Consider the following 23,876-nt stretch of genomic DNA (forward strand, 5'->3'; position numbering starts at 1 on the left):
CAATTTAATTCTTTTTTAAAACAATCTGCCCACCACATTCGATTTAAAATCATATACAAATCACTACGATACTCTACATTTTGATTGTTCATAATGATGAAATACATAAATAGAGATGAAAATAAATGAATATCCAAATCATTGTGGGCAGTATTCGAGAAGGTCGTGTTGCAATCAAAGTTGCAGAATGGCTACTCAAAGAAATTAATAAACTTGAATTTAGTACTTTAAATGTTGAAATCGTAGATTTAAAAGAATGGGATTTGCCTTTCTTTGCAGGGAAAAACTCACCTGCATCTGGTATTTATGACCAACCTAAGCAACAGGAATGGGCAAAAAAAGTCGCTTCGGGAGATGCCTTCATTTTCATTACCCCAGAATATAATCATGGATACAGCCCTGTACTGAAAAATGCAATTGACTATGTATATAAGGAATGGCAAAGCAAACCTGCAGCGTTTGTGAGTTATGGTGGAACCAACGGCTCTCGTTCTATTGATCAAATTAAACAGGTATGTGCCTTTATTGGTATGGTCGACTCCAATGCTGTCATCGAAATTCGTGATATTGGTCAACGTGGTAAAGCTGAAATTTTTGAAGGTAATGAATTTGATCAGAAAGCTGTAAAATCTGTAGTCAATAAATTGATTCAATATGCCAATGTTTAAAGTGATTAATGTACGCTTTAGCTTACAATGATTGTTTGATTTTACGACTTGGACGATCTAAAGAATTTATCTATTCTATAGTCATAGGGAACAGGAAGTTTCCCAGACACAAAACAACAATAATCGGTCTGAGCATCAGGAAGTGAGGTAGAACAGGAGTTTACCTAACGAACCAATACGAAAAAGCCCCGTCAGGATGATGGGGCTTTTTTTATCCCTGAATAATCTTTAATTCTGCCCAATTGTTAATGATTGATCACCAATACATTTACAACCACATGATAAAGGTGAATTGTGTTGTGCCGCAGCCTTGCCCATCACCAACATATGATTATCACCTGCCACAATCGTAGCTACACACTTATGCTTAGGGCATGTTGCTTTGTCTCCGACACAGGCAATTGCCTTTCCATCAATCAAAAAAGATGATTGGGCAGAAATGATTTTTCCACCACCTGTGGTTGGAGATCCTAATGTAATATATGGAAGTGCCATAATTTTTACCTTTTATTGTTTTGTTATTCAGAAAGCATTTTATAAAACATCAAACTCAATACGGCGGTTCTTTCTACGCCCCTCATCCGTTGCATTGTCAGCAACAGGTTTAGTCGAACCTAATCCTGCAGTACTTAGACGAGTTGGTGCAATACCTTTGGTGGTTAAATATTGTTTTACAGCTTCAGCACGTTGCAAGCTTAATGCTTGGTTTTTTTGTGGATCACCCTGACTATCAGTATGCCCAACAATCTTAACATTCTTACCCTGAACCTTATTTAATGCAACCACCATCTCGTCTAAGATTTGTGTACCTGCTGGAGTCAAAACTGCTTTACCAGATTCAAATTCAATAATTCGATTTTTTAAGGCATTATCAATAACCGATTGCTCCGCAGCATTCACGGTAATTTGTGCATTGAGTCGGTAAGGCGGTTGAACCAATGACTGAAATAATGTGGTGGTAGGTTGAATATCAGTTTGAACACCCATTTTCCCCATCAGTTCAACTTGCGTACCTCGTACCGAAAGCTTGCCTTGGCTAATTTTTTTTAGATCCGGCGTGATGACTCGTGTCACTGAATCGCTCCAGCCATTCGGCGCGGATACAGGACGGATTTGAATTTTATCAACCACCTGATCATTACCATAGACCGCTTTTAACTTGGCTAAAATCGCTTGTTTGGTCATATCATTGGGTACAACACCCTCAACCACGATCGGTGCAGCAAATACCTGTAGTGAATAAAATAAGCTCGAAATAATCGCAAATTTTTTCAATATTTTTACTTTTTGATTCTTCATATCATTATTCATCTATAAAGGTTTGCCGAAAAATTTTCATACCTTGCGTTAAACTTAATTGACGCTGGCAGAGCGATTGCTCAAGCGCTGCAAGACCTGCATTCTGTTCAAGATAAGCATCAATCCATAATGGTTGTACCAAAGACACCCAATGATCATTTTGCATATTTTGAGTAAAAATATTACTTAATGCAGTAATGTCAGCACCTTGGAATCCAAACAATAAAATTGGTGACTCTTGGTGCAAAATACCGATCAAAATCTCTGTATTGTTTTTTTCCAAGAAACGTCCAATTAAATTGACCCAAAATGCAGCAATTTCATAGCAATAACTTTGGTTATTGATGGGTAAAATTAATACTTTTGATAATTTACTGGTGCCATGTTTCAGTACAGGTTGCAGCAATAAACCCAAGCCCAGCATACTTTGCGCCAATTCATAAGGCGTGATCTTCATCATTTGCGCAAATGAATGCATTGTATGATGTTCGAAGAAGTCTTGTGTTTTTAGCTCAGACAGTACCTGAACCTCGCGATCAATCAAACCAAGTTTATTCACCAATAACTCAGGATCAGTTATGGTTCTAAACATGCGATTCTTTTGAAAAAGATCAATCAGTACAGGTTTATATTTAAACGGCGCATACAATAAGTTTTGAAAAGGATTTTCTATTTCCAATAATTGGCTCAAAACCATTGGAAACTGGCGCCCTGAACTGTCTTCACTGGTCACCATATTGGCGGCAAGAAACATTTTTTCTTTCGGATTGGCAATAAAGAAATCTAATGGTGCTAAAGATTGATAGGCTTCATTAAAATTTTCTTCCCGCATCGCCATTTCTAGTGCTTCAGTAATCCATTGATCAATCACTTGGATCAATGCATATTGCCCTTTGGTTTTTAAAAAGTCACCGCGCGCAGGGCATTTTCCATAATACAATGGTGTAGACTTTAATGTTTGCATACTTTCATCCCTCGCACTAAATCGTTCCCTATGATCATTGAGCTCCCCCATTTGTTGCAGGCTGCGTTGCTGCAGGCGCCTGCGGTTTAGGCGCTGCTGCCGATGATGCTGCGCCACCAAATGGCGATGAAGCTTGTGGATTAGATGCTGTTGCAGGTGCTTGCTGTGCTGCAACCACCAATGCCGCTTTAGGGCTAGTGACTCGATCTACCAGTTTTAAGCCCACATAACCACGATTTGAACCAATTGGGTTAGAAGCATTACCACTAATCAAACGGAACTGAAGTTTCACAAACAAATCACTGTTTTGTTTGCTGGTCCATGTCATTTCAAAACTACCATTGAGTGGCTTACGTTGTGCACTATCAATTAATTTGTTGATACCATACTCGCCTGGTTCCTCAAAGATCGTATGAGTTTGACCATCTAAATCAATTGCTGTGATGCGCGCACCCGGAATTGCTCCAGGATTTGGCCACATAAAGTTCACCCATTGTTGAATACCATTTTCATAAACTAAACGCTGTCCATCAATATCAATGCTATAAGACAACAATTTGTTATTTGGAATTGGATAGAACTGGAAGTTTGATTGGTTGGCTGCTGGGGCACCACCGCCTGCCGCACCAGCTGATGCACCATTGATCGGTGTAGTATATTGCTCAAAATTCATCACAAATTCTGGGTTCAGCCCCACACCCATATTCTTCCAAGTTTTTGAAGATAAAGTATAACCACGACGAATCACGAATGGATCTAGCGTCTCTTTAACAAACTTGGAAATGCTTCCGTTATCACCAAAAATTTGGCTAATTTCATTACTGGTCGCCTGAATTGTTCCTGATGAATTAAACGGAACTTTTTGCGAAAGTGTTTGACTAAATGGTTGGTACGCTTGTAAGGTCCAAAGTTTGTTGATCTCATCTTGTGCTGGGGTCAATAAGCTATCGAACGATTGCGTCAATGGGCTAACCAAAAGCTTTTGAACCATTTGCTGATCTAGCTCGCCCAAGCCTACTGTGAGTTTTTCATCGACAACTTTTTGGGTCGCATTAAAGACTGAACTTTGATCATTGATTGTTTGTTTCGCTAAAGCCAAAGCACTTGGACCAAAATCACCCGCGCTACGAAGGTCATTCAATTTACTTCTCACTTGAGCCATGTTCTGTAAATAGTCGTCGAGCAATGATTTGTCTTGTAAATCATCACGCTTACGTACCAATTGATAGAACACTTGGAACTGTTGAGAAATTTGTCCTTGTGTCTGGTTAGACGCGCGTTGGATTTCATCCGATTTACCCTGACCGAGTACTTTACGTTTGAACCAAGCAACAAAACCTGTTTGTGGTGCGGCAAGCTCTGCTTGAACCACAGGGTTATCCCAGCTGGTTTCTTTCGCAACACGATCAATATAAGTTCGGATTGGAGAGTTTTGTGGTTCACCCAACACATCCATGATCTTCGCTTGCTGAACAAAATCAGGACCTTTTGCATAATGGGTAGCGTTAATAAACTTTTTCCATTCTGCAATATATTCTTGTTTATACAGTTGCGTCAGCTGTTTACGAATTTGATCTGGACTACCACTAAATGTTAAATCGTCAGACTGAGTACTATTCAATACCCAATCTTTGGTATCTGTTGGTTTGTTTGCAGCTTCTTCAATGGCTTTGTCAACATATTCATCCCAAGCTTTCTGGGTGAATATTCCTGGTAAAGCATAGCCACCCAACATCACGTTACGATTGGTTTCACCCACAATTTGTGCCACAGTGACAGCAGGATAACGTACGGCTGCACGCATTTTGATTTCGTTATAAACACGATCACGTGCTGGCATTCCTCGAACCACTGAGAGCAATACTTGACGAGTTTGATCCACGAGCTGAGCATCTGACTCTAAAACTGGGAACTTTTTATCATTGGCTAATGTCATTGAATAGCTCAAGATTTTTTCAGCTTTTTGAATCATTTCTCCACGCGGCATTTGTCCACGGTTGGCATCTAACCATGAACGCCAAAAACGGGTAACTTGATCACTTAAATGACTTGCATCCATATATTGTGGATTACTCATCATAAGATAAGCTTTCAATGCATTATAAGCATCTTGCGGATTTGTGTCTGAAGGCTCTGATGCAATCTGTGTAGAAGAGGTTTGTTTAATTTCCACATTAACATGATTTTGCTTGAGTGTTTGCTCATTGCCTTTAACACGTTGCAAATACTGCGCAATATTTTGCTGACTCGGCGCTAAGACAATCTGTCTCACCCCTTTTAAATACTCCGCTTTTAATTTTTCTTTTAACTCATTGCCTTGATATAAACCAAACGAGAACTTTAAAGGGCGATGCTGATCAAAGTCATCTAGCTGCTCTAACCGTTGTTGCAAAATCAGTAAAGCATCAATTTGAGTTGAAAGCTCTTGACCTGTGGTTTGTTCCATTTGAACAACTTTATTGAGATCTGCTTGTACATCTGCAATTAATTGCTGGTTATTACGATAAGACCAAACCCATAAGCCTAAAATAATCGACACACCCAATAATGATGCGATAAATGCCAAGTAGCGCTTACGTTTTGTGTTTGGATTAATATGTTGTTTAACTAAATTCTTATCTTTCAGAATAACTTCTGAGAATAAACCCTTTAAGAAATAACCATGATTCTGAGAGATTGAATTTTGTGGAATACCATGTTCACTGTTTGGGATCTTAGCCAGTTGAAAATCATCAACGATTTGTTCTGTCATTGGACTTTCAATCACACCTTCTTGTAAAGCACTGGTGAAATAGAAACCACGGAATACTGGTTTAAACTGGTATGGATTTTCTTCAAACAATGTCCCGATAAAAGTTTTTAATACAGGTTTTAACGTCTTAAATTCAAGCGGGAAAGTCATCACACTTGGAGAAATATTTTGTGCATGACGGCGACTTAAATGGGTTGTACTTACGCCTTTTAAACCATCATATAGAATGTTGTAATGTTTCTCGAAGTGTTCAGCTGCATTTTGTGATGATTCTGGATCATAAGGTAAAGTTGCACCCCAGACTTGATCAAATTCTGCTGCTTCATAGCATTCAAAGAACTCGGTGAAGCCTGCAATCAAATCCATTTTAGAGAAAACCAGATACACTGGCGCAAAGATCTCTAAGCGTTCAGTTAAGTCTTGGATACGCGCTCTTAAACTTTTCGCTAATTTAATTGATTTTTCAGGGCTTTGACTGACCAATTCAGCCACACTTACAATCACAATCAATCCATTGATCGGTGCTTTTGAGCGATTCTTTTTCAGAATATTTAAAAAACCTAACCATTCTGAATGATCTTCTGAATATACAGAATAGCGCCCTGCGGTATCGAGCAACACTCCTTCTGTAGAGAAGAACCAATCACAGTTTCGCGTACCACTGAGCCCTGAAGACACCACTTTTTGATGGGTTTCTTCGAATGGGAATTTCAAACCAGAATGATAAATTGCTGAACTTTTTCCCGCCGCAGGGTTACCAATCACCATATACCACGGTAATTCATAAAGGGCAGCGTTTCCGCTTTTGTCACCCAATTTAGATTTACGAATCAATTGGATCGATTCTTTCATCTGTTGGTTGATCAGGTTTAATTCTTCTTTGTCTTTTTGTTTTCCGTATTCAGCTGTGTTGTCTTGCTCAATGGCTTCAGCCAAAGCTTCACCTTGTTCAGCATGCTTACGGCGTTGAATCAACCAGTAAATTCCGTAAATCACCAACCCAAGGATATAGGCAGCGAGCATCATAAAGAAATACTGACGTGGTACCACACTGTACGAAGAAATTATCGCAACAAGGATTGAAAGCGCAATCACAAGCTTTGGATTTGTGATGTATTGCCATGCATAGCTTAAAATTGTTTGTATCATTTTCTCGATTTCTTTCTAAATTTGTCTGTAATCTCTATGCAAACTCAGTCCCAACAATTACTTGGGTTTGCTGATGTTCAGCACTATAAACATAGCCATACAACTCATCTTTAAGGTGCAGACTCAACATAAAACCAAAAACTTTGGCTAATGATTGGGTATGACCTAAACTACTTTTACAATAAAGATAGTGATGTGCTTCAATCGGTGTTTCTGCAAAATTCTGTTCTAATCTTTTTAACAGTTTGACCTCTTTAGGATCATCTAAAACCAAAACAAAAGGTTGCTCTTGTTCAAATTGTTCTACTTGAGCCAAATTCAACTCTTTTAAGGACCTAGATGCCTGATCAGAATTTAGTGCAATTCGAATATACTTTGTTGGCTGTAAATTTTGCAATTCAACCTTTTCATTGGTCATACAACAGGTACTGATATATTCAGAAGGAATATATTTTTCTGTCATCCATGTTCGATCATCAATGGTTTCTTGATCAATTTCAGAATCAACTACAATAAATAACGAAACTTCTGCATCTAATGATTGTGTTCTTTTCAGCAATTTCATCCAATCATGATATGCCGTTGTTTCCCCCCAGTAATGATATTCAGTATGAAACTGCTGATCAATGATACCAAGCTCTGTAAAATACTGTTGAATCAATTCTGCACCTGAGTTTTCATCCCATGTGTGAAATAAATTTTCAGGCAAAATAAGATGAATATTGAGGCGATTCAATTGTGGTACAGCTTCTGCAACCTGTTGTTCTACAGGTTCATCTTCATATTCTTGATGCGGGTTAATCCATGCAGGATGCATACGATATTCATGTGCAAGTTTAGCATCATAGAACAGTGCTGAATTCTTTAAATGCTCCGCAATTTGGTGAAGCATGTCGGTATTCTGTTCAAGCTGTTGCTGAATTAAGGCTGTGATCCGTTTCTGACGACCCGATAAACTTGATGAATCTTCTTCTTGTTCTTCAAGTGTTTGTATACGCAATGACAAGATGGGTAAACCATAACTATTGATGAGTGCTTGATCAAGTTGGGGGCTGACCACATCTTGCAGCTGCTCAATATGAACTTCATTTTCACCCATTGCACTTAAACTGGTTGTTGAATAGACCTTTAAATTTACCCATTCAATTTCTGCATCTGGCGTTTCAACAATATTTTGCTGTTCTGAGCGTTGTTCTTGTTCAAGTTTTTGCTGCTCTTTCTTGTCTTGACGACTTTGATAGAACTTCTTCAGCAACATCGGTGTCACAAGCAACAATGTAATTGCAGCAGGGATTAGTCCAAAGAAAATGACAAAATCCTGTCCACTTGGATTGTATTTAATATCACGCCAATAAAATACGACAATTGCTGAGACCAGTAAAATGACACTGATCAATGTTGCTAAAATTATTTTAATCATTTATGAAGCTCCAATCAGCGCATAACAGGTTTCATCATTATCACTTTGCATCTTCGGCATCACAAAAGCACCTTGTGCCAAACCGACTTGTGCTGTTGAACTCAACTGCAAAGGCTGAACTTCTTCTTTAGCAAGCACCAACCGCAAATCAACCAATAAGGTTGGACTACACCAACTCTGAAGTATTTTTTTTAATTTTTTACTTAACTTTTTCTTCGGTAAAAACTCTAAATATTGAGCATGAGTTAATGGACCAATTTGAATTTCTATTTTTCCATCTATTTGTCGAATAGTTTCCCCACAAAAAGTATTTACCCCCAAAAGAAAGGGTTGTTTGCCCCCTAATTTGGTTCTCTGCTCATCGCCTAGCTTAAACTTCTCAGTAATATATTCTTTGACTTCAACAGGATGATTAAAGACACAGGTCAACATCGTTTTCAACGCATGTGCAGTATTGTTTTGTCCCTGCATCAATCCTGAAAACTCAGCAAAATAATCGTCTAAATCATCTTGCTGATGCTGTGTTCGAATATATCCATTTAACGCATGTAAAATTTCTAAGTAATTATTTTCTTTTTCAATTTCATAACGTACAGGCAGGTTATAACTCAGACTTGCATCGACAAATTGGGCTGTAAGTTTATGGTTAAATAGCCCTAAGAACTTTTGTACCTCGACACGTTGTTTACGAGGTGCTTGCTTGACTTTATTGGTATAGGTATAAGGCATTGCACCCTGCATACCTGTTAAACCTACCACCAAATTGGTCATATGGATCTTATCCTCAACTTGTTCTAAGGATTCAATCTCATGTTTGGGGAAATTTAGATTTAGTGAACTTTCAAAAAGAAAATCATCTGACCAACTTTTTAAAGTGGTGATGGTGGGTGCATGTCTAAATAATCGGGTTGACTGCACAAATTCAAAAGCTGTAGGGGTTTTGAAAAGCTCGTCAACTACAGAAGCTTCTTGCCACCAACGTTCTGTACGCATTGGTATAACTCCTGTTTTGTATTTAAATCTCTCACAAAAACATCAACAAAGCTGTTCATTTGTACTTTTAAATTGAAAATATGACTAATCAATTCACTGAAAATATAGAGACTATGTCCACGGAAAACTTGAACATCCACATCCATCAATACCTTAACGCCACGTACAAACATCGGGAAAGGTTTTGCTTCAACAAGTTTATGGGTAATTTCAAATTCGATCTGTTTAATCGCATCAATAATCAAATGATTTTCTTTCGATTTTGGTAAGTTATAAAGTTCAAGTAACTCTTTGATATGACTGACGGCATCCCCTTTCATTAACGCCAGCGTATTTAAAGAAAGATGTGAAATAATCCGCCATTGTTCATTTTTATTCATTTCAAATTGATAAGGCTCAGTTGGTCTTTTTAATATCAAAGCACGGCGAGCAACTGTACTGTCATTCAAATTCAAAACATTATTCGATTGACCTAAAGCTTCATACGGCAATTCACGGTTTGAACAAAGTAATCTGCAACTGACAAAATCCGACTTAATGCTCTGAGGCTCGAGTTGTTTTGAAATAATTGAATACCCTGTTTCCACATATTGATTTTGTAAAACAGTCGGATTTAAGGCGTAAAAAAACTGAATATCTTCACCATGATAATGACTCATTGCGAAGAAAGGTAAAATTGGATAAACCACTTGATCCTGATTACTTTTTTCACGAATCAAATTCATTTCAAGTATTGAATACACTTGATAAAATTCAGGATGGTGTGCATCTGTGATGAGTGGGTATTCTAAGTTTTTATGATTGATTTTTTGCGGTTCAGCCTGTTTTTCAAATAGGTTGACCACTGGGCTGGTAAATAATTTAAAATTCGCCACATTCAATTCTGAATAATTTCGAATAATGGCTTGATCGTTTAAATTCAGCTTCAAATGAATTTGAATTTCAAAAGTTAAATTTTCATCTTTTAATAATTTTAAGAAATCTAAATTTAAATTCAGATAACTAAATTTTTCTGGAAAACAAAAGTATTCAATCAACAAACGATAGGCATGATGAGTATGTTGATCTATAGGTAATAGACTTTCATCTTCACGGAATCCCATCACTTCAAAAGGATTATTTATTGCTGTAACTTTTTTATTGATACGCAGACTAAAGCTGGTATCCTGATGAAAAATATGATCTAAAACTTGCAATGGAAAGTTAGAAATCGCATCTAAATAAATAGGAAGCTTTTCATTTTTCAACCAATTTTTACATGGATTTAATAGCTCAAATTTTAAACTAAGTGTCGCATTTTGATTCAAATGAATATGCGCACTTGGCGTGGTTTGAAAACTTAAACTTTCCAGCTGGATGGGAAGTAATTTCACTTCAGTGCTGGTATTAAATTCGCACTGGACTCCTTTAAAACTTCTTGATTTTAAAGTTGTTCCTTTAGGAATAATATGAACATCTGTTAATTGTTTTTGTTTATTTAAATCTTCAAAGCTCACCACAGAACAGGCAGGAAAATGTCGCAAATACTGCGGAAACATCACTTCAAATAATGAGCGGGTAAATATGTCATAGCTATCTGCTAATTTTTTATCAATACGTGCTGCAATTAAAGAAAAAGCCTGAATCAGGCGCTCAATATGAGGATCATCAATTTGTTCTTGGTTTAAAGATAATCTTTGCGCAATTTTAGGATATTTATCTGCAAATGCACGTGACTGCTGACCAAATTCTTGTAGTTGCTTTTCATAATACGGTAAAAGTTCTTCTATCACGACATACCTACATTTTTAAGATCTGGCAGAGATTACATATTGCTGTGTTGTTGGCTTGAGTAAGGCATCAAAAATTACAGGTTCATAAAGCGGATGAATATTTAAATAGGCTTGAATGCTTAAGCATAAAGAACCAACATTCTGATCATCTAGCTGCATTTCTACTTTAATCTGTTTTAATCGTGGTTCATGTGCAGCGATCGACTGCTCAATGGACTGGCAAATAACATCTCGATCTGTGGGATTTGCAGTTGAAAGCCCGACAAAATCAATAATCCCAAACTGTACAATCGATTTTTTGGCTAAAGCATAATCATCAATATCCACATCTAGTTTAGCGATTCGGGTATTTAACAAATCTTCCAAATCATGAGCAACAGACTCTCTTAGCTCATGTATGGAAAGCCCTTTTACATAATCATCTTCAACAATCAAACGATCAAAGAGTGTAGACCGAAACCCATAGGGATAAAGTTGATCTAAGTTCATAACTGATATTCTAATGATATGAAACAGATAGGGACTGTGCAGTCCCTATCTGTCTCGACCAACAATTAAGCAGCGTAAGATGCTGTATTGTTAGAAAGAGACCATTTCTTAGTAACGGCACCTTTAGCAGAACCGTTAATATCTTGTTGATTATAAGTCCACTCAACTGCAGCATATTTCAAACCAAATGCTTCAGTTGGAACACCTTCTTCATTTACAGTAGGTGTTACACTTGAAACAAGAACATGCTTCAATTTGATTTGGAGGTACTTGATACGTTTGTCACCGTTTGCACGGTAAAAATCAATTTGAACTTCGTCAAAAGTATAACCAGCAGAACAAGCTTCCCAAAGTTTTGGACTAGTCGCATCCAAATCTTTAACGAAAAGCATGTCTGAATGTTCTACACGTTCAGCAGTATGACCACCAACGCTTGAAGAAGTAGCAGATTTTGGTTGACGGATGTTGTGAGACCAAGAATTAACTTCTAGCCAGTTCTTGTGCTCAGAATCACGTGACTCACCATCAACTTTGTACTTGCCTTGAAATTGAACGTATATGTCTTTCATTAGATTTACCCTTATTTTTTAAAGTTATTATTTAGCCACGCTCTATTTTAATTCGAGGACTGAGGTAACTCAGTGACAAGTCGCAGAGAAACTGACAACTCATCTAGCTGGAAATGCGGTCTTAAAAAGACCACAGACTTGTAGTGCCCTGGCTCTGCAGGATTCTCTACAACTTTTACAGAAGCTTCACGCAGTGGATACTGTGCTTTTGCTTCTTGAGACGCGCCATCATCAAGCAATACATATTGTGATAGCCATTCATTTAAAAATGCTTCTACGTTTCCAGCCGATGCAAAACTTCCGACTTTATCTCGCATCATTGCTTTTAGATAATGTGCAATTCGAGAAACTGCCATGATGTATTGGATTTGGCTAGAAAGTGATGAGTTTGCATTCGCAGTATCACTGTCATATTTTTTCGGCTTCTGCGTAGACTGTGCACCAAAGAATGCTGCATAGTCTGTATTCTTACAATGCACCAGTGGAATAAAGCCCAAATCACTTAATTCTTTTTCACGACGATCAGTGATAGCAATTTCTGTTGGGCATTTAAATACCACTTCACCATCATTGGTTTTAAAGGTATGCACTGGTAAGCCTTCGACCATACCACCACCTTCTACACCACGAATAGCCGCACACCAACCATGCAAGTCAAAGGCATTGGTCAAACGTGTACCGAACGCATAAGCTGCATTCATCCATAAATATTCATCGTGATTTTGACCTGAAACTTCTTCAACGAAGTTAAAGCCTTCAGTTGCCCATCCCTCTTTAGGATCATAAGGCAAGCGTCCTAAAACACGTGGCATGGTCAATGCAACATAACGCGCATCATCGCTTTCACGGAACGAACGCCATTGTACATATTCAGCTGTTTCAAACACTTTTGAAACATCACGCGGACGATCAATATCAGTGAATGATTCAAGACCTAACATATTGCTGCTTGCAGCAGAAATGAATGGTGCATGTGATGCTGCTGCAACATGTGAAATTTGTTCTAACAGATACATATCTGATGGTGTACGATCGAACTCAAAGTCACCAATCAAAGTAGCATAAGGAGCGCCACCAAATGAACCATATTCTTCTTCATACACTTTTTTAAACAATGTACTTTGATCGAAATCTGTTGCACCTTGGAAGTCTTTGATCAACTCTTTTTTCGTCGTGTTTAACATACGAATTTTGATCAACGGATTAGACGGTGACTCTTGGCAAAAATAGTACAAACCACGCCAAGTCGATTCAATTTTTTGAAACTGCTCGTTGTGCATGATTTTGCTAAGTTGTGTCGAAATAAGTGCATCAATTTCAGCAATACGCTTATCAATAGACAAAGACATGTTTTCAGAAACAGTAATTGTTCCTGCCATGACTTCTTTCGCCAATTCGCTAATTAAGCTTTTCGCACGATCATGTTCTTCATCATTACGTGCAATTCGGCTACGCTCCACAATAGAATCAAGTAAACTTACTTCTTCTACAGCTGTATCTTGTACAGTATTGGTTTGTAAATTACTCATTTTCTGGACCCGCCTCAGCACTTAATTTACGAATCTGATCCGTATTTTGTAAAACCTCATCAAGCAAGTCTTCCAAACGCTCACTATTAGAAATCTTATTTCTCAAGTCTGTTAAACGCTCACGCGCTTCAACCAACTTTTTAAGTGGTTCAACTTGCTGTACAACTTGTTCAGGGCGGAAATCTTCCATTGACTTAAATGTTAAATCAACTGACATGCGACCACCTTCTTCAGTCAAAGTATTTTCAACTTGGAAGGCTGCACGTGGAGATAATGATTCCATCACTTCATCAATGTTTTCTAAGTCAACATTGATAAATTTCTTGTCTTTTAACTTGGTTCTTTCTAACTCAGAAGCAGCAGAGAAATCGCCGAGCACACCAACAACAAATGGTAATTCTTTAACTTCCTTGCCATCACCCACTTCAACATCATAAGTCAGCTGAACACGTGGTGGTCTGATTCGCTGTAATTTTTTCTGTACACTTTCACGTTTTGACATTTTTTTTATCCATTAATTTGAGCAAATAAATTATGTTGGGAAATTCGGTCTAGCTGCTGGTGTCGGCTTCGGTTTTGCTGGAGTAGCAGCGGGTTTAGATGATGCAGGCTTAGATGAAGAAGGTGCAGAACGTGTCGGCGAAGTACGGTTCACTTTCTGAGGACGGCTCACTTTCTGAGGGCGAGAACTACGCTCTACGCTCGGCGCAGTTTCCTGATTTTTTTCAACCAAAACTGCTGCAGGCATTGCTTGTCGAACAGCGTCAGTAAAACTTTTCGCAACTGGATAAGTTTTGGCTTCTGTTAAGTAACGCATTTCACTGGTACGCATCTTATTTAGCGCATCTGAAGCCAAACCAAGACCGGCAAGGAACTTAACATCAGTCAACTCATTGCTTTGAATATTCAATGTTTCTAAATAACTGACGATTTGAAGCGCTTTTTCATTTTTCCCAAGCTGTTGGAATTTCTCCGCAGCTGAGACCAACAGTTTGTTTTTATAGTCTTTGTTCTTCTTATCACACAATTGCGCATAAATCCCCAGAAGCTCAGGATTTGTCTCGCCTTCAACCATTGGATAGTCTTTGATACATGATCTTTTTAGTTTGATCTCATCGTTTGCGCTAACAAATGTGCTCGCAAATGATGCTCCAAGAACTAAAATGTACGGGATATAATTCTTCAAAATCTAACCTCAATTCACTTGATTCAGTTATTCAATAGATTTACTTTTGATGTTTTATAAATATATATAATTAAAGCAACTTCGTTTAAAATCTTAGAAATAAAACTAAAAAAAATACTTTTAGTCAAGTGAAATTTCGTATCAAGATTTTAAACGATTGATAAAAAAAGTTTTTTAAAGCGTTTGGATAATATCAATAATATCTTATCTTCACAAAAGTTTTTTTTTCTGTAAAATATTTCTTGAGATTTTTAAAAAAATATTAAACATTTGATTTTAATATACTAATTTAAATGCCAAATTGATAGGCTAGAAAATTAAAAACTGACTTTGTGCCAAAGTAAAGTTTTTGAGAGAGACAAAAATGACCGATTTAAAAGTTTTGATTAAAAAGTTATCTGCATCTTCACGTACAGCTTTAGAACAATCCGCCAATCTATGTGTAAATCATCAAAATTTTGAAATTGAAATTGAACATTTTTTTGTCAAATTACTTGAACAGCATGGCAATGATCTTGAAATATTACTAAACAAATGCAAAATTTCAAAAGATGCATTGTTAAGTGATTTGTTAGAATGCATTTCTCAGCTTCCGAAAGGCAATACCCGAACGCCAATCTTTTCAAAATCAATTGTTCGACTTCTGGAACAAGCATGGTTGCTTGCTTCAGCTGAACAAGATTCAGTGATTCGCAGTGGACACTTACTTGTTGCGTTACTTACTGCCTCGGACCTCTATCAAATTGCAATTCGAGCTTCAAGCTTATTTGATCTTTTCCCGATTGATATGATGAAGCATAAATTCTTGGAAATTTGCGTGAACAGTAACGAAAATGTTCCCGTGAATACCACAGAAAAAGAAGCCAAATCTGAAATAGATTCAGGTGATCATTCAGCCTCACTTAAAAAAACGCCGGCACTGGATCAGTTCACTATTAACCTCACTGAAAAGGCTCAAAAAGGTGGAATAGACCCTGTTATTGGTCGTGAATACGAAATCCGTTTGATGTTGGATATTTTGATGCGCCGTCGTCAAAACAATCCCATCTTAACAGGTGAGCCTGGTGTCGGTAAAACTGCTGTAGTTGAAGGTCTAGCACTTAAAATTTCACAAAACCAAGTTCCCGATGCGCTTAAAAATGTTCAACTGCATTCTTTAGATATGGGCTTGTTACAAGCTGGTGCAAGCGTCAAAGGTGAGTTTGAAAACCGATTAAAACAAGTCATCCAAGAAGTGCAACAATCAGCTCACCCAATTATCCTGTTTATTGATGAAGCTCACACCATGATTGGTGCTGGTGGTCAAGCAGGTCAAAATGATGCAGCAAACTTGTTAAAACCTGCATTGGCGCGTGGTGAATTAAGAACAATTGCAGCAACAACATGGGCGGAATATAAGCAGTATTTTGAAAAAGATGCCGCTTTGAGTCGTCGCTTCCAAGTGGTTAAAGTTGAAGAACCAACCGAAGAAGTGGCTATCGATATGTTACGTGCCATGATTCCTGTGATGGCAAATCACTTTAACTTACGTATTGATGATGAAGCCATTGTTACGGCTGTACATTCATCACACCGTTATATCAGTGGGCGCCAACTCCCAGATAAAGCCATTAGTGTATTAGATACAGCGGCTGCACGTGTTGCACTCACACAAAATGCCCAACCTGTGAAATTGGATCAACTCAAAGCTCAACAACATAATTTAAATTTAGAATTCAATATCATTGAAAATGAGCATAAGCATGAGTCAATTCATGAAGAACGCTTAGCACAACTTAAACGATCTTTAGATACACTTGAGCAAGAAATTCAAGAAACAGAACAACAATGGCAAGCTGAATTGGATTTAATTCAGCAAATCAAAGTATTAGAAAGCGGTACTGATACGGAACAAGCATCACATAAAGATGAAATCCTAAAACTTCGTAATAACTTAGCTGAGCTGCAAGGTCAAGAACCTCTGGTTTTTGAACGTGTAAATGCTCAAATCATCAATGAAATTATTTCAGATTGGACAGGTATTCCTGTTGGGAAAATGGTCAATGATGAAATTAAACAAATTCTCAGCTTGGAAGAAAAACTCGAACAACGTGTAATGGGACAAGATTATGCATTACATCAGCTGGTTCAAGGGATTAAAACATCGAAAGCACGCTTAGAAGATCCGAATAAACCACAAGGTGTCTTCATGCTAGTCGGTCCAAGTGGTGTCGGTAAAACGGAAACCGCCTTAGCACTTGCCAATGAACTTTATGGTGGTGAATCGCATTTAATCACCATCAATATGTCTGAATATCAAGAAGCACATACTGTTTCCTCTCTCAAAGGTGCACCTCCAGGGTATGTAGGTTATGGTCAAGGTGGTGTATTAACGGAAGCTGTTAGACGTAATCCTTATAGCGTTGTTTTACTGGACGAGATTGAAAAAGCGCATAGCGATGTTCAAGAATTGTTCTACCAAGTTTTCGACAAAGGAACACTTGAAGACGGTGAAGGTCGAGTTATTGATTTTAAAAATACCACGATTTTGTTGACTTCCAATACAGGTTCAAACGCCATTATGCAGGCATGTTTAAATCAGCCTGTCGAAGAGTGGCCAAGCGCTGAAGAGCTTACCGAGCAACTTAAACCAAGTTTATATAAACAATTTAAACCTGCATTTTTGGGTCGTATGCGGATTGTGCCGTATTTCCCATTACATGATGATCTTCTGGTCAGAATTATTGAACATAAAATTGGCAAAATTACTGCACGACTCGAAAAACAATACGAAACCAAAGTGACATATAGCGATGATTTGATCGAGTTAATTCTCAGTCGTTGTACAGAGGTGGATAGTGGTGCGCGTAATGTTGACAATATTTTAAATGCTTCTGTCTTACCTGCATTAGCAACAGAAATGCTGGTTGCGCTAGCAGAACAAAAAATTCCTAAATTGATTCATATCGACACCAAAGATGATGAAATTATTTACCTTTTAGATCCACAAGCCAAATCTGCAAAGAAGAAATCGAGTAAGAAGCCAAAGGTTGTGGAAGCTTAAATTCACGAGTATAGAGAATGGATATTAATTTAGATACCTTACTAAAGCCTATTTCAGATGATCATCCATGTGGAGAAGATTTATCTTTTTCCAATGAGTTTCATGAAATAAAAAAAGCACGAACACATGATGATCCACTATTAGATCAGGGGGATTGGATCTCTGAACCTAAGCAAGCGGATTGGTCATTTGTTGCTGAAAAATCTGTTCAATTATTAACAGATAAAACTAAGGATATCCGTTTACTGACTTGGCTGACCGAAGCTTGGACAAATCTATATGGTTTTGAAGGTTTAATTAAAGGACTAGAGCTGAGCCATCGCGTCTTAGAGCAATTCTGGTTAAAGCTCCATCCTGAAATTGAAGATGATGATTTAGATCAACGTCTCGGGTTGCTACAAGGCTTCACAACACAATTACCCGGCTTGATCAAGAATGTTCCACTCATCAACATTCAACCATTCTACTCACTTGCCCAATACGAAAAATTTTTACATTTACAAAATGTGCGTCGTAAGCAAGCTGAAGATTCTGACAGTGTGGAAGCATCGCTAGAATTAGACCAATTCAACCAAGCTTTATTCAATACATCTCGGACATTTCAATATCAAAATTATCAGCAATTTCAGGAAATTTTGCAGCATTGGAATATCATTAAACAAGTGCTCGATTCTTTGATGGAGTTGGAAGCGCCAAGTTTTGCCAATGTAGATTCTCAACTTGAAAATATTCAAATGAATCTAAAGAAAATCTATAAAGCAGAATCTTTTGGCAGCAACACCAATACAGCGCCTATGGAAAATACAGATACTCAAGTTCAAACACCCATTGCAACAGCTACAGAGACCTATGCAGCTCCAGTTGTTCAAACACAAAGTTTTCAGCCACAACCACAAAGTCACTTACAGAACCGTGAACAGGCAATGCGTGTTTTACAAGATATTGCTGATTATTTTCAAACCAATGAACCACATAGCCCTGTAAGTTATATGCTGCAAAAAACCATTAAATGGAGTCAAATGCCTTTACACGAATGGTTAACTCAAGTCATTAAAAATGATAATCCCCTTGATTCTATTCAAGAATTACTGGGCGTCAACCAAAATAATGAATCTTCTGAGTGGTAATCCAATATGTTTAAAGCTGAAAAAGTTCTTTGGGGTGAAGGTTTATTTTTAAGACCACAGCATTTCCAACTACAAGATACCTATCAAGAACAACGTTTAAATCATACCGTTCGTTCTACTATTCCCTATCCTTATGGGATTAAAAATCTTCGTTTTGACGAAACTCAATTGGGTACACATGTACTGGCTTTAGAACACATTGATATGATTTGGCAGGATGGCGAGATTTATCAAGCACCTGCTAAAGATCTTTTGCCACAACCGATCTTATTGGATGAATTGAATTTGCGTGGTGAAATGCTCATTTATTTAGCATTGCCGATCTTACAACCCAATAAGAAAAACATTTCAGATGATCAGGATAAGCAACCTGCGCGCTATCATTCTTATTTGAATGAAACACATGATCTGTTTACAGATGCAACACCTGCTGAAATTACTTTTCTGAGACGTCGTACTGAATTCAAACTTTTTGATATTCAAGCTGATCCGAATCAGGATTTAGATGGCTTTTTGTATTTAGCGATTGGAAAAATCAAACGTCATAGTTCAGGTAATTTTGAAATTGATTCAAAATATATTCCGCCAATTTTACATATTCAGTCGAATGAAACCCTGTTGGCGAATTTGAAACGAACTTTAAATGTTGTTCGTGCCAAAATCAAAATGATTCAAACCAATAACCGTGAAAATGAACAGAAACTGATCGAATTTAGATCGGGAGATATTGTGTCTTTCTGGTTGGTGAATGCACTCAATACTGCTCATGCAACATTAAACCATCTTTTGCAAAATCCTCAAATTCATCCTGAGAAATTGTTCTTTGAGTTGTTACGTTTAACAGGTTCATTGCTCACCTTCTCTACCGCATATGAAGTTGAGCATTTACCACAATATCAACATCACAACCTGCAAGATAGTTTTACTCAATTAGATAAAATCTTACGTGAACTGTTAGATACGATTATTTCAAGTCGTTATATCAGTATCGCATTGAAAGAAATTCGTCCATCGTACTGGGTAGGCAGTTTAGAAACCGATAAAATTACTAAAGAATCAAGACTTTATATCGCAGTCTCAAGTGGTATGATGCAGACACACGAATTGATTCAAATCGTACCTTTACGTTTCAAAGTTGGTAATACGGTAGATGTAGAACAACGTGTTGTTGCAGCACTTCCTGCAATTCCAATTCATCATTTGGTACAAATTCCAACGGCCATTCCAGTACGATCAGGGGTGAGCTATTTCGAAATTGAGCCACACCACGAGATGTATCAGCGTATGCTTGATTCTGAAACCATTTGTATTTATGTACCAGCAGGTTTCCAAGATATCAGTATTGAGCTGATCGCAGTGATGAACGGTTAAGAGGATGAGCAAATGAGTCAGAGTCAGAACAATAATATCGCCCCTTCACTGTTTGATGATGGACAAATTGGGGCAGGTTCTTTACCTCAACCGACTAAAAATGCACAAGCAACCAATTTGGTTGATCTTTTGCACGACGGTTTTTATATCGTCTTTTTATTAAGAAATCAGTACGTTCCTGAAAATGCTGATCGCTTTAAAGAGAAGATTTTAGATTTACTCAATCGCTTCGAACATCAAGCCAAGAAACTACAGTTTTCAGCAGAAGATATTCAAGACGCAAAGTATGCCTATTGCGCTTTACTTGATGAAACGATTGTTACCCAACAAGATCCTTCTTTTTTCAATCTACAAAATCATTGGTTAATCAGCCCCTTACAGTTGACCCTGTTCGGTTCACAACTGGCGGGTTATCGTTTTTTTGAGTTTTTAGAGCTGATTCGTGCCCGTGGTAAAGAAAGACTCGCGTCACTCGAAGTTTATCATTATTGCTTATTGCTCGGTTTTCAAGGTAAGTATCGTATTGAATCTATTGAGAGTTTAAATCACTTAGTCGCACGAGTCGGTGATGAAATTGATTACTTAAAAGGTAAAAAAGCTGCTTTTTCACCTTTTGCTGCGCTACCTGATCAGATCAAAAATATTATTCATCGAGAATTACCTTTTGTTTGGATTCTAATTTTCCTGTTGTTATTTGCAGTGCTTGCTTTTGCAGGATTAAAAATTATGTTGAATAAGAATGAAGATGCTTCGCTTGCAAAATTTAATAATGTAATTGCAGCGCCAGCAGAACAAGCGCATATCACGATTCTATTGCCTTGACGGTAAAATTATGACACAAGAAAAGCAAACATCTATTCGTATATTACAAAGTAAGCCTGTTAAAAAAACTTGGGGAAAATCATCAATCTTTTTACTTGGCTTATTAACCGGGATCATCCTTTCAGCGATCTTTTTCTTTATTTTTATCAATTTTAACCAGCCTGAAACTGTAACTGACTCAGTTGAAACAACATCCGCTGTACAAGAACAAGATGTACAAGCGCATACTGAAGAAGCTACAAACAATCAACATGATGAAAGCACTGGTGCTTATAAACAACATATTAATGAGAAAGACTTTAATCAAATTTTCAAACATGAAAATAAGCCTGCACCTCAACCAGTTCCAAAGAGCGGCTCACCATTTGAACAAATGCTCAAACCAGAAGTGAAGCCTGCTCCTGCACTAGCATCTAAACCATCAGTTGTACCTGCAAAACCAGTAGCCGCTGCAACAGCCAAACCGAAAGTTGAGGCAAAAGCAGCTGAAAAAGAAGCTCCAGCGAAAAAGGAAGAAGTTCAAGAGATCTCTCCTGAAGCGACTGTCAAAATGACCATAGAAAGAAAAGAGATAGAAAACAAACCATGATTTTGTTTGTTGTTATTTGTTTTCTCTTTTTGGTGATTGGTCTTACTTTTTTAATGTCTTATGAGATCAGAAACAAAACTTTAGACTATTTAAAAGCACTGCTACCACAGGGTAAGAAAAAACTAGCCTCTGCAAAACATTTCGCAGAGCAAATGAACCAAGCAGCTTCTGCACATCAAACTCAGACCCATTGGCATTTACAACAATGGTGGATTTTGATTGCAGGTTTTTTTCTGCTTTCCAGTATTTTAGTTTTTGCCTTTACTCGACCCATTGACCCGACAAAAGTAGAAGCAGAATACTTAAGACAGACAGATCCACAAATCTATGCATTGCTTAATGGTGAGGTCTTAAGCCCTCCGCCTGCTGTTGATGACAGCTTAATTGATGCCGCAATTGTGCAAGCTCAAATCCTAGAGAGAGAAAATCCACTTCCAAATCATCAATTCCCAAGTGTGAATCCATCAGCGATTGATAACGAAGGAGTTGGGGATCAGAGAAGCAGTTTTGATACGGCAATGGTTGACCGTAAATGGGACAAAATGCATCCAAGTTATAAACAACGTTTACTCATGGTCTTTAAAATCATGAAAGAACGTCATGGTTATGAGATGGTGCTTCTGGAAGGTTATCGTAGCCCTGAGCGCCAAACACGTTTATCGGGCAATACAGCAACCACTTTAGCCAAAGCGTATCAAAGCTATCATCAATTTGGTTTAGCTGCTGATGTCGCCTTTAAACGTGATGGCAAAGTAGTGATTTCTGAACGTGATCCATGGGCTTGGAAAGGTTATCAACTGTATGGTGTTGTCGCTGAATCCGTAGGTTTAACCTGGGGTGGTCGCTGGACAAGAATTCATGACTATGGTCATACTGAATTCCGAATGCCTGGGCTACGTAAAAACCGTGAATCTGCTGAACGCTTAATTGCAGAAGCACAAGGTAAAGGTCTGATGGCAAATAATATTGAGGTCAATTAATGAAAATTTTATTGTTGTAGGAAATTGCTTACAACAATCACAGTGATTACCACCTATACGATTAGTGATCAATTTTATATTCTATGATCATAGGGAACAGGAAGTTTCCCAGACAAAACAACAATAACCAAGTGTCTGAGCATCAGGAACGTGAGATTCGACAGGAGTCATATCTAACACACCAATACGAAGAAAACCCCATCAGGATGATGGGGTTTTCTTTTTACAGCCATACCATTTTTTTGATTTATAGTTTCTTTAAATATTCGACTATTTCTTTATTATTCGCCATTTCTGCCAGTTCCAAGGCTGTAAATTGTGCTTTATAGTGGACATCAGCACCCTGACTCACTAATAACTTCAAAATGTCTAAATGATTATTTTCGGCTGCGGCTTGTAATGCACTATAACCTTCTTCATCCATTTGATTGGCATCAATCCCTTGTGATAAAAGCTGTTCGACTTGTTCAATATCGCCAAGTGAAGCAGCATACACCAGTTCAGGAAGATAAAGTTCTTCATCATCATTAGGAATGGGAGAGAATGAGTTAAGTTTCATAAAAAGATCCTATTTGACTGAATTATTACCCGCAAAATTTTAAATGACAACATCAAATTTAAATTATTCTGAAAGGATTACCAAAATTTCCACCACTTTTGTGTGTTTAAATTTTGATGTATTTGTGGTGCTGTATTTTGAATTTCTTCGCCCTTTTCATTATATATCTCATCGCCATCACCACGAACACTTGCTTTAAAATACTGTGCAATTTTATACATTTTTATTAGAATTTCACGATCTGGATTTTTCACGCTAATACTATTTTTAGACGGAGAAAAATAAACATTTACCCCCTCTGGATATTTAGAATAGCCCTTCCATATACATAATCCTTCAATTTTAAAACTTAAAACCTCATTTTCAGGACCAATAATTTCAATTTGGTCGTTACGATCCATTTCAGGATCATTTTCTATATATTCTAGCCATTTATCTAATGTAATTTTATTTTGTGGTTCAGAATCAATCTGCTCAATATGAATAGAATATCCCATATGATTTCCCTTAATTTGTAATAATTATTCTTAATAATTTTAATAGAAAGCTAATAAATAAGATAGATACATTTCCCCCACTCTATCTTTTCTTCACA

General features: G+C 37.5%; 21 protein-coding genes. 7 read left to right on the forward strand and 14 right to left on the reverse strand.

The features are described from left to right. The first annotated feature begins 125 nt into the window (after positions 1-125). Positions 126-668 carry an NADPH-dependent FMN reductase gene (locus AC1Z3T_RS19490; RefSeq protein WP_004832231.1) on the forward strand — a complete coding sequence of 181 codons (543 nt, stop codon included), beginning with the start codon at positions 126-128 and terminating at the stop codon, positions 666-668. Between the two features lie 228 nt (positions 669-896). Here the strand turns inward: AC1Z3T_RS19490 and AC1Z3T_RS19495 are convergent, their stop codons facing one another. The 12 genes from AC1Z3T_RS19495 to AC1Z3T_RS19550 all read right to left on the reverse strand — a co-directional run bounded on the left by AC1Z3T_RS19495 (position 897) and on the right by AC1Z3T_RS19550 (position 14,679). Continuing rightward, complete coding sequence (locus AC1Z3T_RS19495; RefSeq protein WP_100884269.1) at positions 897-1,163, reverse strand: PAAR domain-containing protein; 267 nt, start codon at positions 1,161-1,163, stop codon at positions 897-899. 39 nt (positions 1,164-1,202) lie between these two features. Next, positions 1,203-1,967: an OmpA family protein gene (locus tag AC1Z3T_RS19500; protein ID WP_009584266.1), complete on the reverse strand. Its 765-nt coding sequence runs from the start codon at positions 1,965-1,967 to the stop codon at positions 1,203-1,205. Between the two features lie 4 nt (positions 1,968-1,971). Then, a complete protein-coding gene (gene tagF, locus AC1Z3T_RS19505) occupies positions 1,972-2,931 on the reverse strand; it encodes a type VI secretion system-associated protein TagF (protein ID WP_004832239.1) in 960 nt (319 codons plus the stop codon). A gap of 34 nt (positions 2,932-2,965) precedes the next feature. Next, entirely contained in the window at positions 2,966-6,829 is a 3,864-nt protein-coding gene (gene tssM, locus AC1Z3T_RS19510) for a type VI secretion system membrane subunit TssM (protein WP_228153700.1), read from the reverse strand. 37 nt (positions 6,830-6,866) lie between these two features. Continuing rightward, positions 6,867-8,252: a hypothetical protein gene (locus tag AC1Z3T_RS19515; RefSeq protein WP_004832245.1), complete on the reverse strand. Its 1,386-nt coding sequence runs from the start codon at positions 8,250-8,252 to the stop codon at positions 6,867-6,869. Then, positions 8,253-9,245, reverse strand: coding sequence for a type VI secretion system baseplate subunit TssG (gene tssG / locus AC1Z3T_RS19520; protein ID WP_004832247.1), 993 nt, complete (start codon positions 9,243-9,245; stop codon positions 8,253-8,255). It lies immediately after the preceding gene. Further along, entirely contained in the window at positions 9,209-11,017 is a 1,809-nt protein-coding gene (gene tssF / locus AC1Z3T_RS19525) for a type VI secretion system baseplate subunit TssF (protein WP_004832249.1), read from the reverse strand. The genes tssG and tssF overlap by 37 nt, the downstream gene beginning before the upstream one ends. 15 nt (positions 11,018-11,032) lie before the next feature. Further along, positions 11,033-11,506, reverse strand: a complete 474-nt coding sequence (tssE, locus tag AC1Z3T_RS19530; protein ID WP_004832251.1) for a type VI secretion system baseplate subunit TssE — start codon at positions 11,504-11,506, stop codon at positions 11,033-11,035. A 65-nt stretch (positions 11,507-11,571) separates the two neighbouring features. Then, on the reverse strand, positions 11,572-12,075 hold the full coding sequence (locus tag AC1Z3T_RS19535; RefSeq protein ID WP_004723558.1) for an Hcp family type VI secretion system effector: 504 nt from the start codon (positions 12,073-12,075) through the stop codon (positions 11,572-11,574). Positions 12,076-12,122: 47 nt separating this feature from the next. Continuing rightward, entirely contained in the window at positions 12,123-13,604 is a 1,482-nt protein-coding gene (gene tssC / locus AC1Z3T_RS19540; protein WP_004832253.1) for a type VI secretion system contractile sheath large subunit, read from the reverse strand. Further along, a complete protein-coding gene (gene tssB, locus AC1Z3T_RS19545; RefSeq protein WP_004832255.1) occupies positions 13,597-14,106 on the reverse strand; it encodes a type VI secretion system contractile sheath small subunit in 510 nt (169 codons plus the stop codon). Before tssB ends, tssC begins: the two co-directional genes overlap by 8 nt. A gap of 30 nt (positions 14,107-14,136) precedes the next feature. Further along, positions 14,137-14,679 carry a hypothetical protein gene (locus AC1Z3T_RS19550; RefSeq protein WP_227543952.1) on the reverse strand — a complete coding sequence of 181 codons (543 nt, stop codon included), beginning with the start codon at positions 14,677-14,679 and terminating at the stop codon, positions 14,137-14,139. 475 nt (positions 14,680-15,154) lie between these two features. Here AC1Z3T_RS19550 and tssH point away from each other — a divergent pair, with 475 nt between their 5' ends. The 6 genes from tssH to AC1Z3T_RS19580 are packed head-to-tail and all read left to right on the forward strand — an operon-like array spanning position 15,155 to position 22,722. Further along, positions 15,155-17,833 (forward strand): type VI secretion system ATPase TssH, encoded by a 2,679-nt coding sequence (gene tssH, locus AC1Z3T_RS19555; RefSeq protein WP_004832259.1) that lies wholly within the window; start codon positions 15,155-15,157, stop codon positions 17,831-17,833. Between the two features lie 17 nt (positions 17,834-17,850). Further along, positions 17,851-18,960 carry a type VI secretion system protein TssA gene (gene tssA, locus AC1Z3T_RS19560; protein ID WP_100884266.1) on the forward strand — a complete coding sequence of 370 codons (1,110 nt, stop codon included), beginning with the start codon at positions 17,851-17,853 and terminating at the stop codon, positions 18,958-18,960. A gap of 6 nt (positions 18,961-18,966) precedes the next feature. After that, positions 18,967-20,331, forward strand: a complete 1,365-nt coding sequence (tssK, locus tag AC1Z3T_RS19565) for a type VI secretion system baseplate subunit TssK (protein ID WP_004832262.1) — start codon at positions 18,967-18,969, stop codon at positions 20,329-20,331. 12 nt (positions 20,332-20,343) lie between these two features. Further along, positions 20,344-21,153, forward strand: coding sequence for a type IVB secretion system protein IcmH/DotU (icmH, locus tag AC1Z3T_RS19570; protein ID WP_100884265.1), 810 nt, complete (start codon positions 20,344-20,346; stop codon positions 21,151-21,153). A 10-nt stretch (positions 21,154-21,163) separates the two neighbouring features. Further along, entirely contained in the window at positions 21,164-21,742 is a 579-nt protein-coding gene (locus tag AC1Z3T_RS19575; RefSeq protein WP_100884264.1) for a hypothetical protein, read from the forward strand. Then, the gene (locus AC1Z3T_RS19580) at positions 21,739-22,722 is read left to right on the forward strand and encodes a M15 family metallopeptidase (RefSeq protein WP_004832269.1); all 984 of its coding nucleotides are present in this window, start codon (positions 21,739-21,741) and stop codon (positions 22,720-22,722) included. The genes AC1Z3T_RS19575 and AC1Z3T_RS19580 overlap by 4 nt, the downstream gene beginning before the upstream one ends. Before the next feature lie 247 nt (positions 22,723-22,969). On the opposite strand, the gene AC1Z3T_RS19585 is transcribed toward AC1Z3T_RS19580, so the two are convergent. Beyond that, positions 22,970-23,281: an ankyrin repeat domain-containing protein gene (locus AC1Z3T_RS19585; protein ID WP_005034797.1), complete on the reverse strand. Its 312-nt coding sequence runs from the start codon at positions 23,279-23,281 to the stop codon at positions 22,970-22,972. Between the two features lie 77 nt (positions 23,282-23,358). Then, positions 23,359-23,778, reverse strand: coding sequence for a hypothetical protein (locus AC1Z3T_RS19590; protein WP_005034800.1), 420 nt, complete (start codon positions 23,776-23,778; stop codon positions 23,359-23,361). Between the last annotated feature and the right edge of the window lie 98 nt (positions 23,779-23,876).

Source organism: Acinetobacter sp. B-6 (assembly GCF_056930735.1).

Excerpts from the sequence above, each read along its gene's own strand:
- AC1Z3T_RS19490 (WP_004832231.1), top strand. The coding sequence starts at position 126 with ATGAATATCCAAATCATTGTGGGCAGTATTCGAGAAGGTCGTGTTGCA.
- AC1Z3T_RS19495 (WP_100884269.1), bottom strand. The coding sequence starts at position 1,163 with ATGGCACTTCCATATATTACATTAGGATCTCCAACCACAGGTGGTGGA.
- AC1Z3T_RS19500 (WP_009584266.1), bottom strand. The coding sequence starts at position 1,967 with ATGAAGAATCAAAAAGTAAAAATATTGAAAAAATTTGCGATTATTTCG.
- tagF (WP_004832239.1), bottom strand. The coding sequence starts at position 2,931 with ATGCAAACATTAAAGTCTACACCATTGTATTATGGAAAATGCCCTGCG.
- AC1Z3T_RS19515 (WP_004832245.1), bottom strand. The coding sequence starts at position 8,252 with ATGATTAAAATAATTTTAGCAACATTGATCAGTGTCATTTTACTGGTC.
- tssG (WP_004832247.1), bottom strand. The coding sequence starts at position 9,245 with ATGCGTACAGAACGTTGGTGGCAAGAAGCTTCTGTAGTTGACGAGCTT.
- tssE (WP_004832251.1), bottom strand. The coding sequence starts at position 11,506 with ATGAACTTAGATCAACTTTATCCCTATGGGTTTCGGTCTACACTCTTT.
- AC1Z3T_RS19535 (WP_004723558.1), bottom strand. The coding sequence starts at position 12,075 with ATGAAAGACATATACGTTCAATTTCAAGGCAAGTACAAAGTTGATGGT.
- tssC (WP_004832253.1), bottom strand. The coding sequence starts at position 13,604 with ATGAGTAATTTACAAACCAATACTGTACAAGATACAGCTGTAGAAGAA.
- tssB (WP_004832255.1), bottom strand. The coding sequence starts at position 14,106 with ATGTCAAAACGTGAAAGTGTACAGAAAAAATTACAGCGAATCAGACCA.
- AC1Z3T_RS19550 (WP_227543952.1), bottom strand. The coding sequence starts at position 14,679 with ATGGTTGAAGGCGAGACAAATCCTGAGCTTCTGGGGATTTATGCGCAA.
- tssH (WP_004832259.1), top strand. The coding sequence starts at position 15,155 with ATGACCGATTTAAAAGTTTTGATTAAAAAGTTATCTGCATCTTCACGT.
- tssA (WP_100884266.1), top strand. The coding sequence starts at position 17,851 with ATGGATATTAATTTAGATACCTTACTAAAGCCTATTTCAGATGATCAT.
- tssK (WP_004832262.1), top strand. The coding sequence starts at position 18,967 with ATGTTTAAAGCTGAAAAAGTTCTTTGGGGTGAAGGTTTATTTTTAAGA.
- icmH (WP_100884265.1), top strand. The coding sequence starts at position 20,344 with ATGAGTCAGAGTCAGAACAATAATATCGCCCCTTCACTGTTTGATGAT.
- AC1Z3T_RS19575 (WP_100884264.1), top strand. The coding sequence starts at position 21,164 with ATGACACAAGAAAAGCAAACATCTATTCGTATATTACAAAGTAAGCCT.
- AC1Z3T_RS19580 (WP_004832269.1), top strand. The coding sequence starts at position 21,739 with ATGATTTTGTTTGTTGTTATTTGTTTTCTCTTTTTGGTGATTGGTCTT.
- AC1Z3T_RS19585 (WP_005034797.1), bottom strand. The coding sequence starts at position 23,281 with ATGAAACTTAACTCATTCTCTCCCATTCCTAATGATGATGAAGAACTT.
- AC1Z3T_RS19590 (WP_005034800.1), bottom strand. The coding sequence starts at position 23,778 with ATGGGATATTCTATTCATATTGAGCAGATTGATTCTGAACCACAAAAT.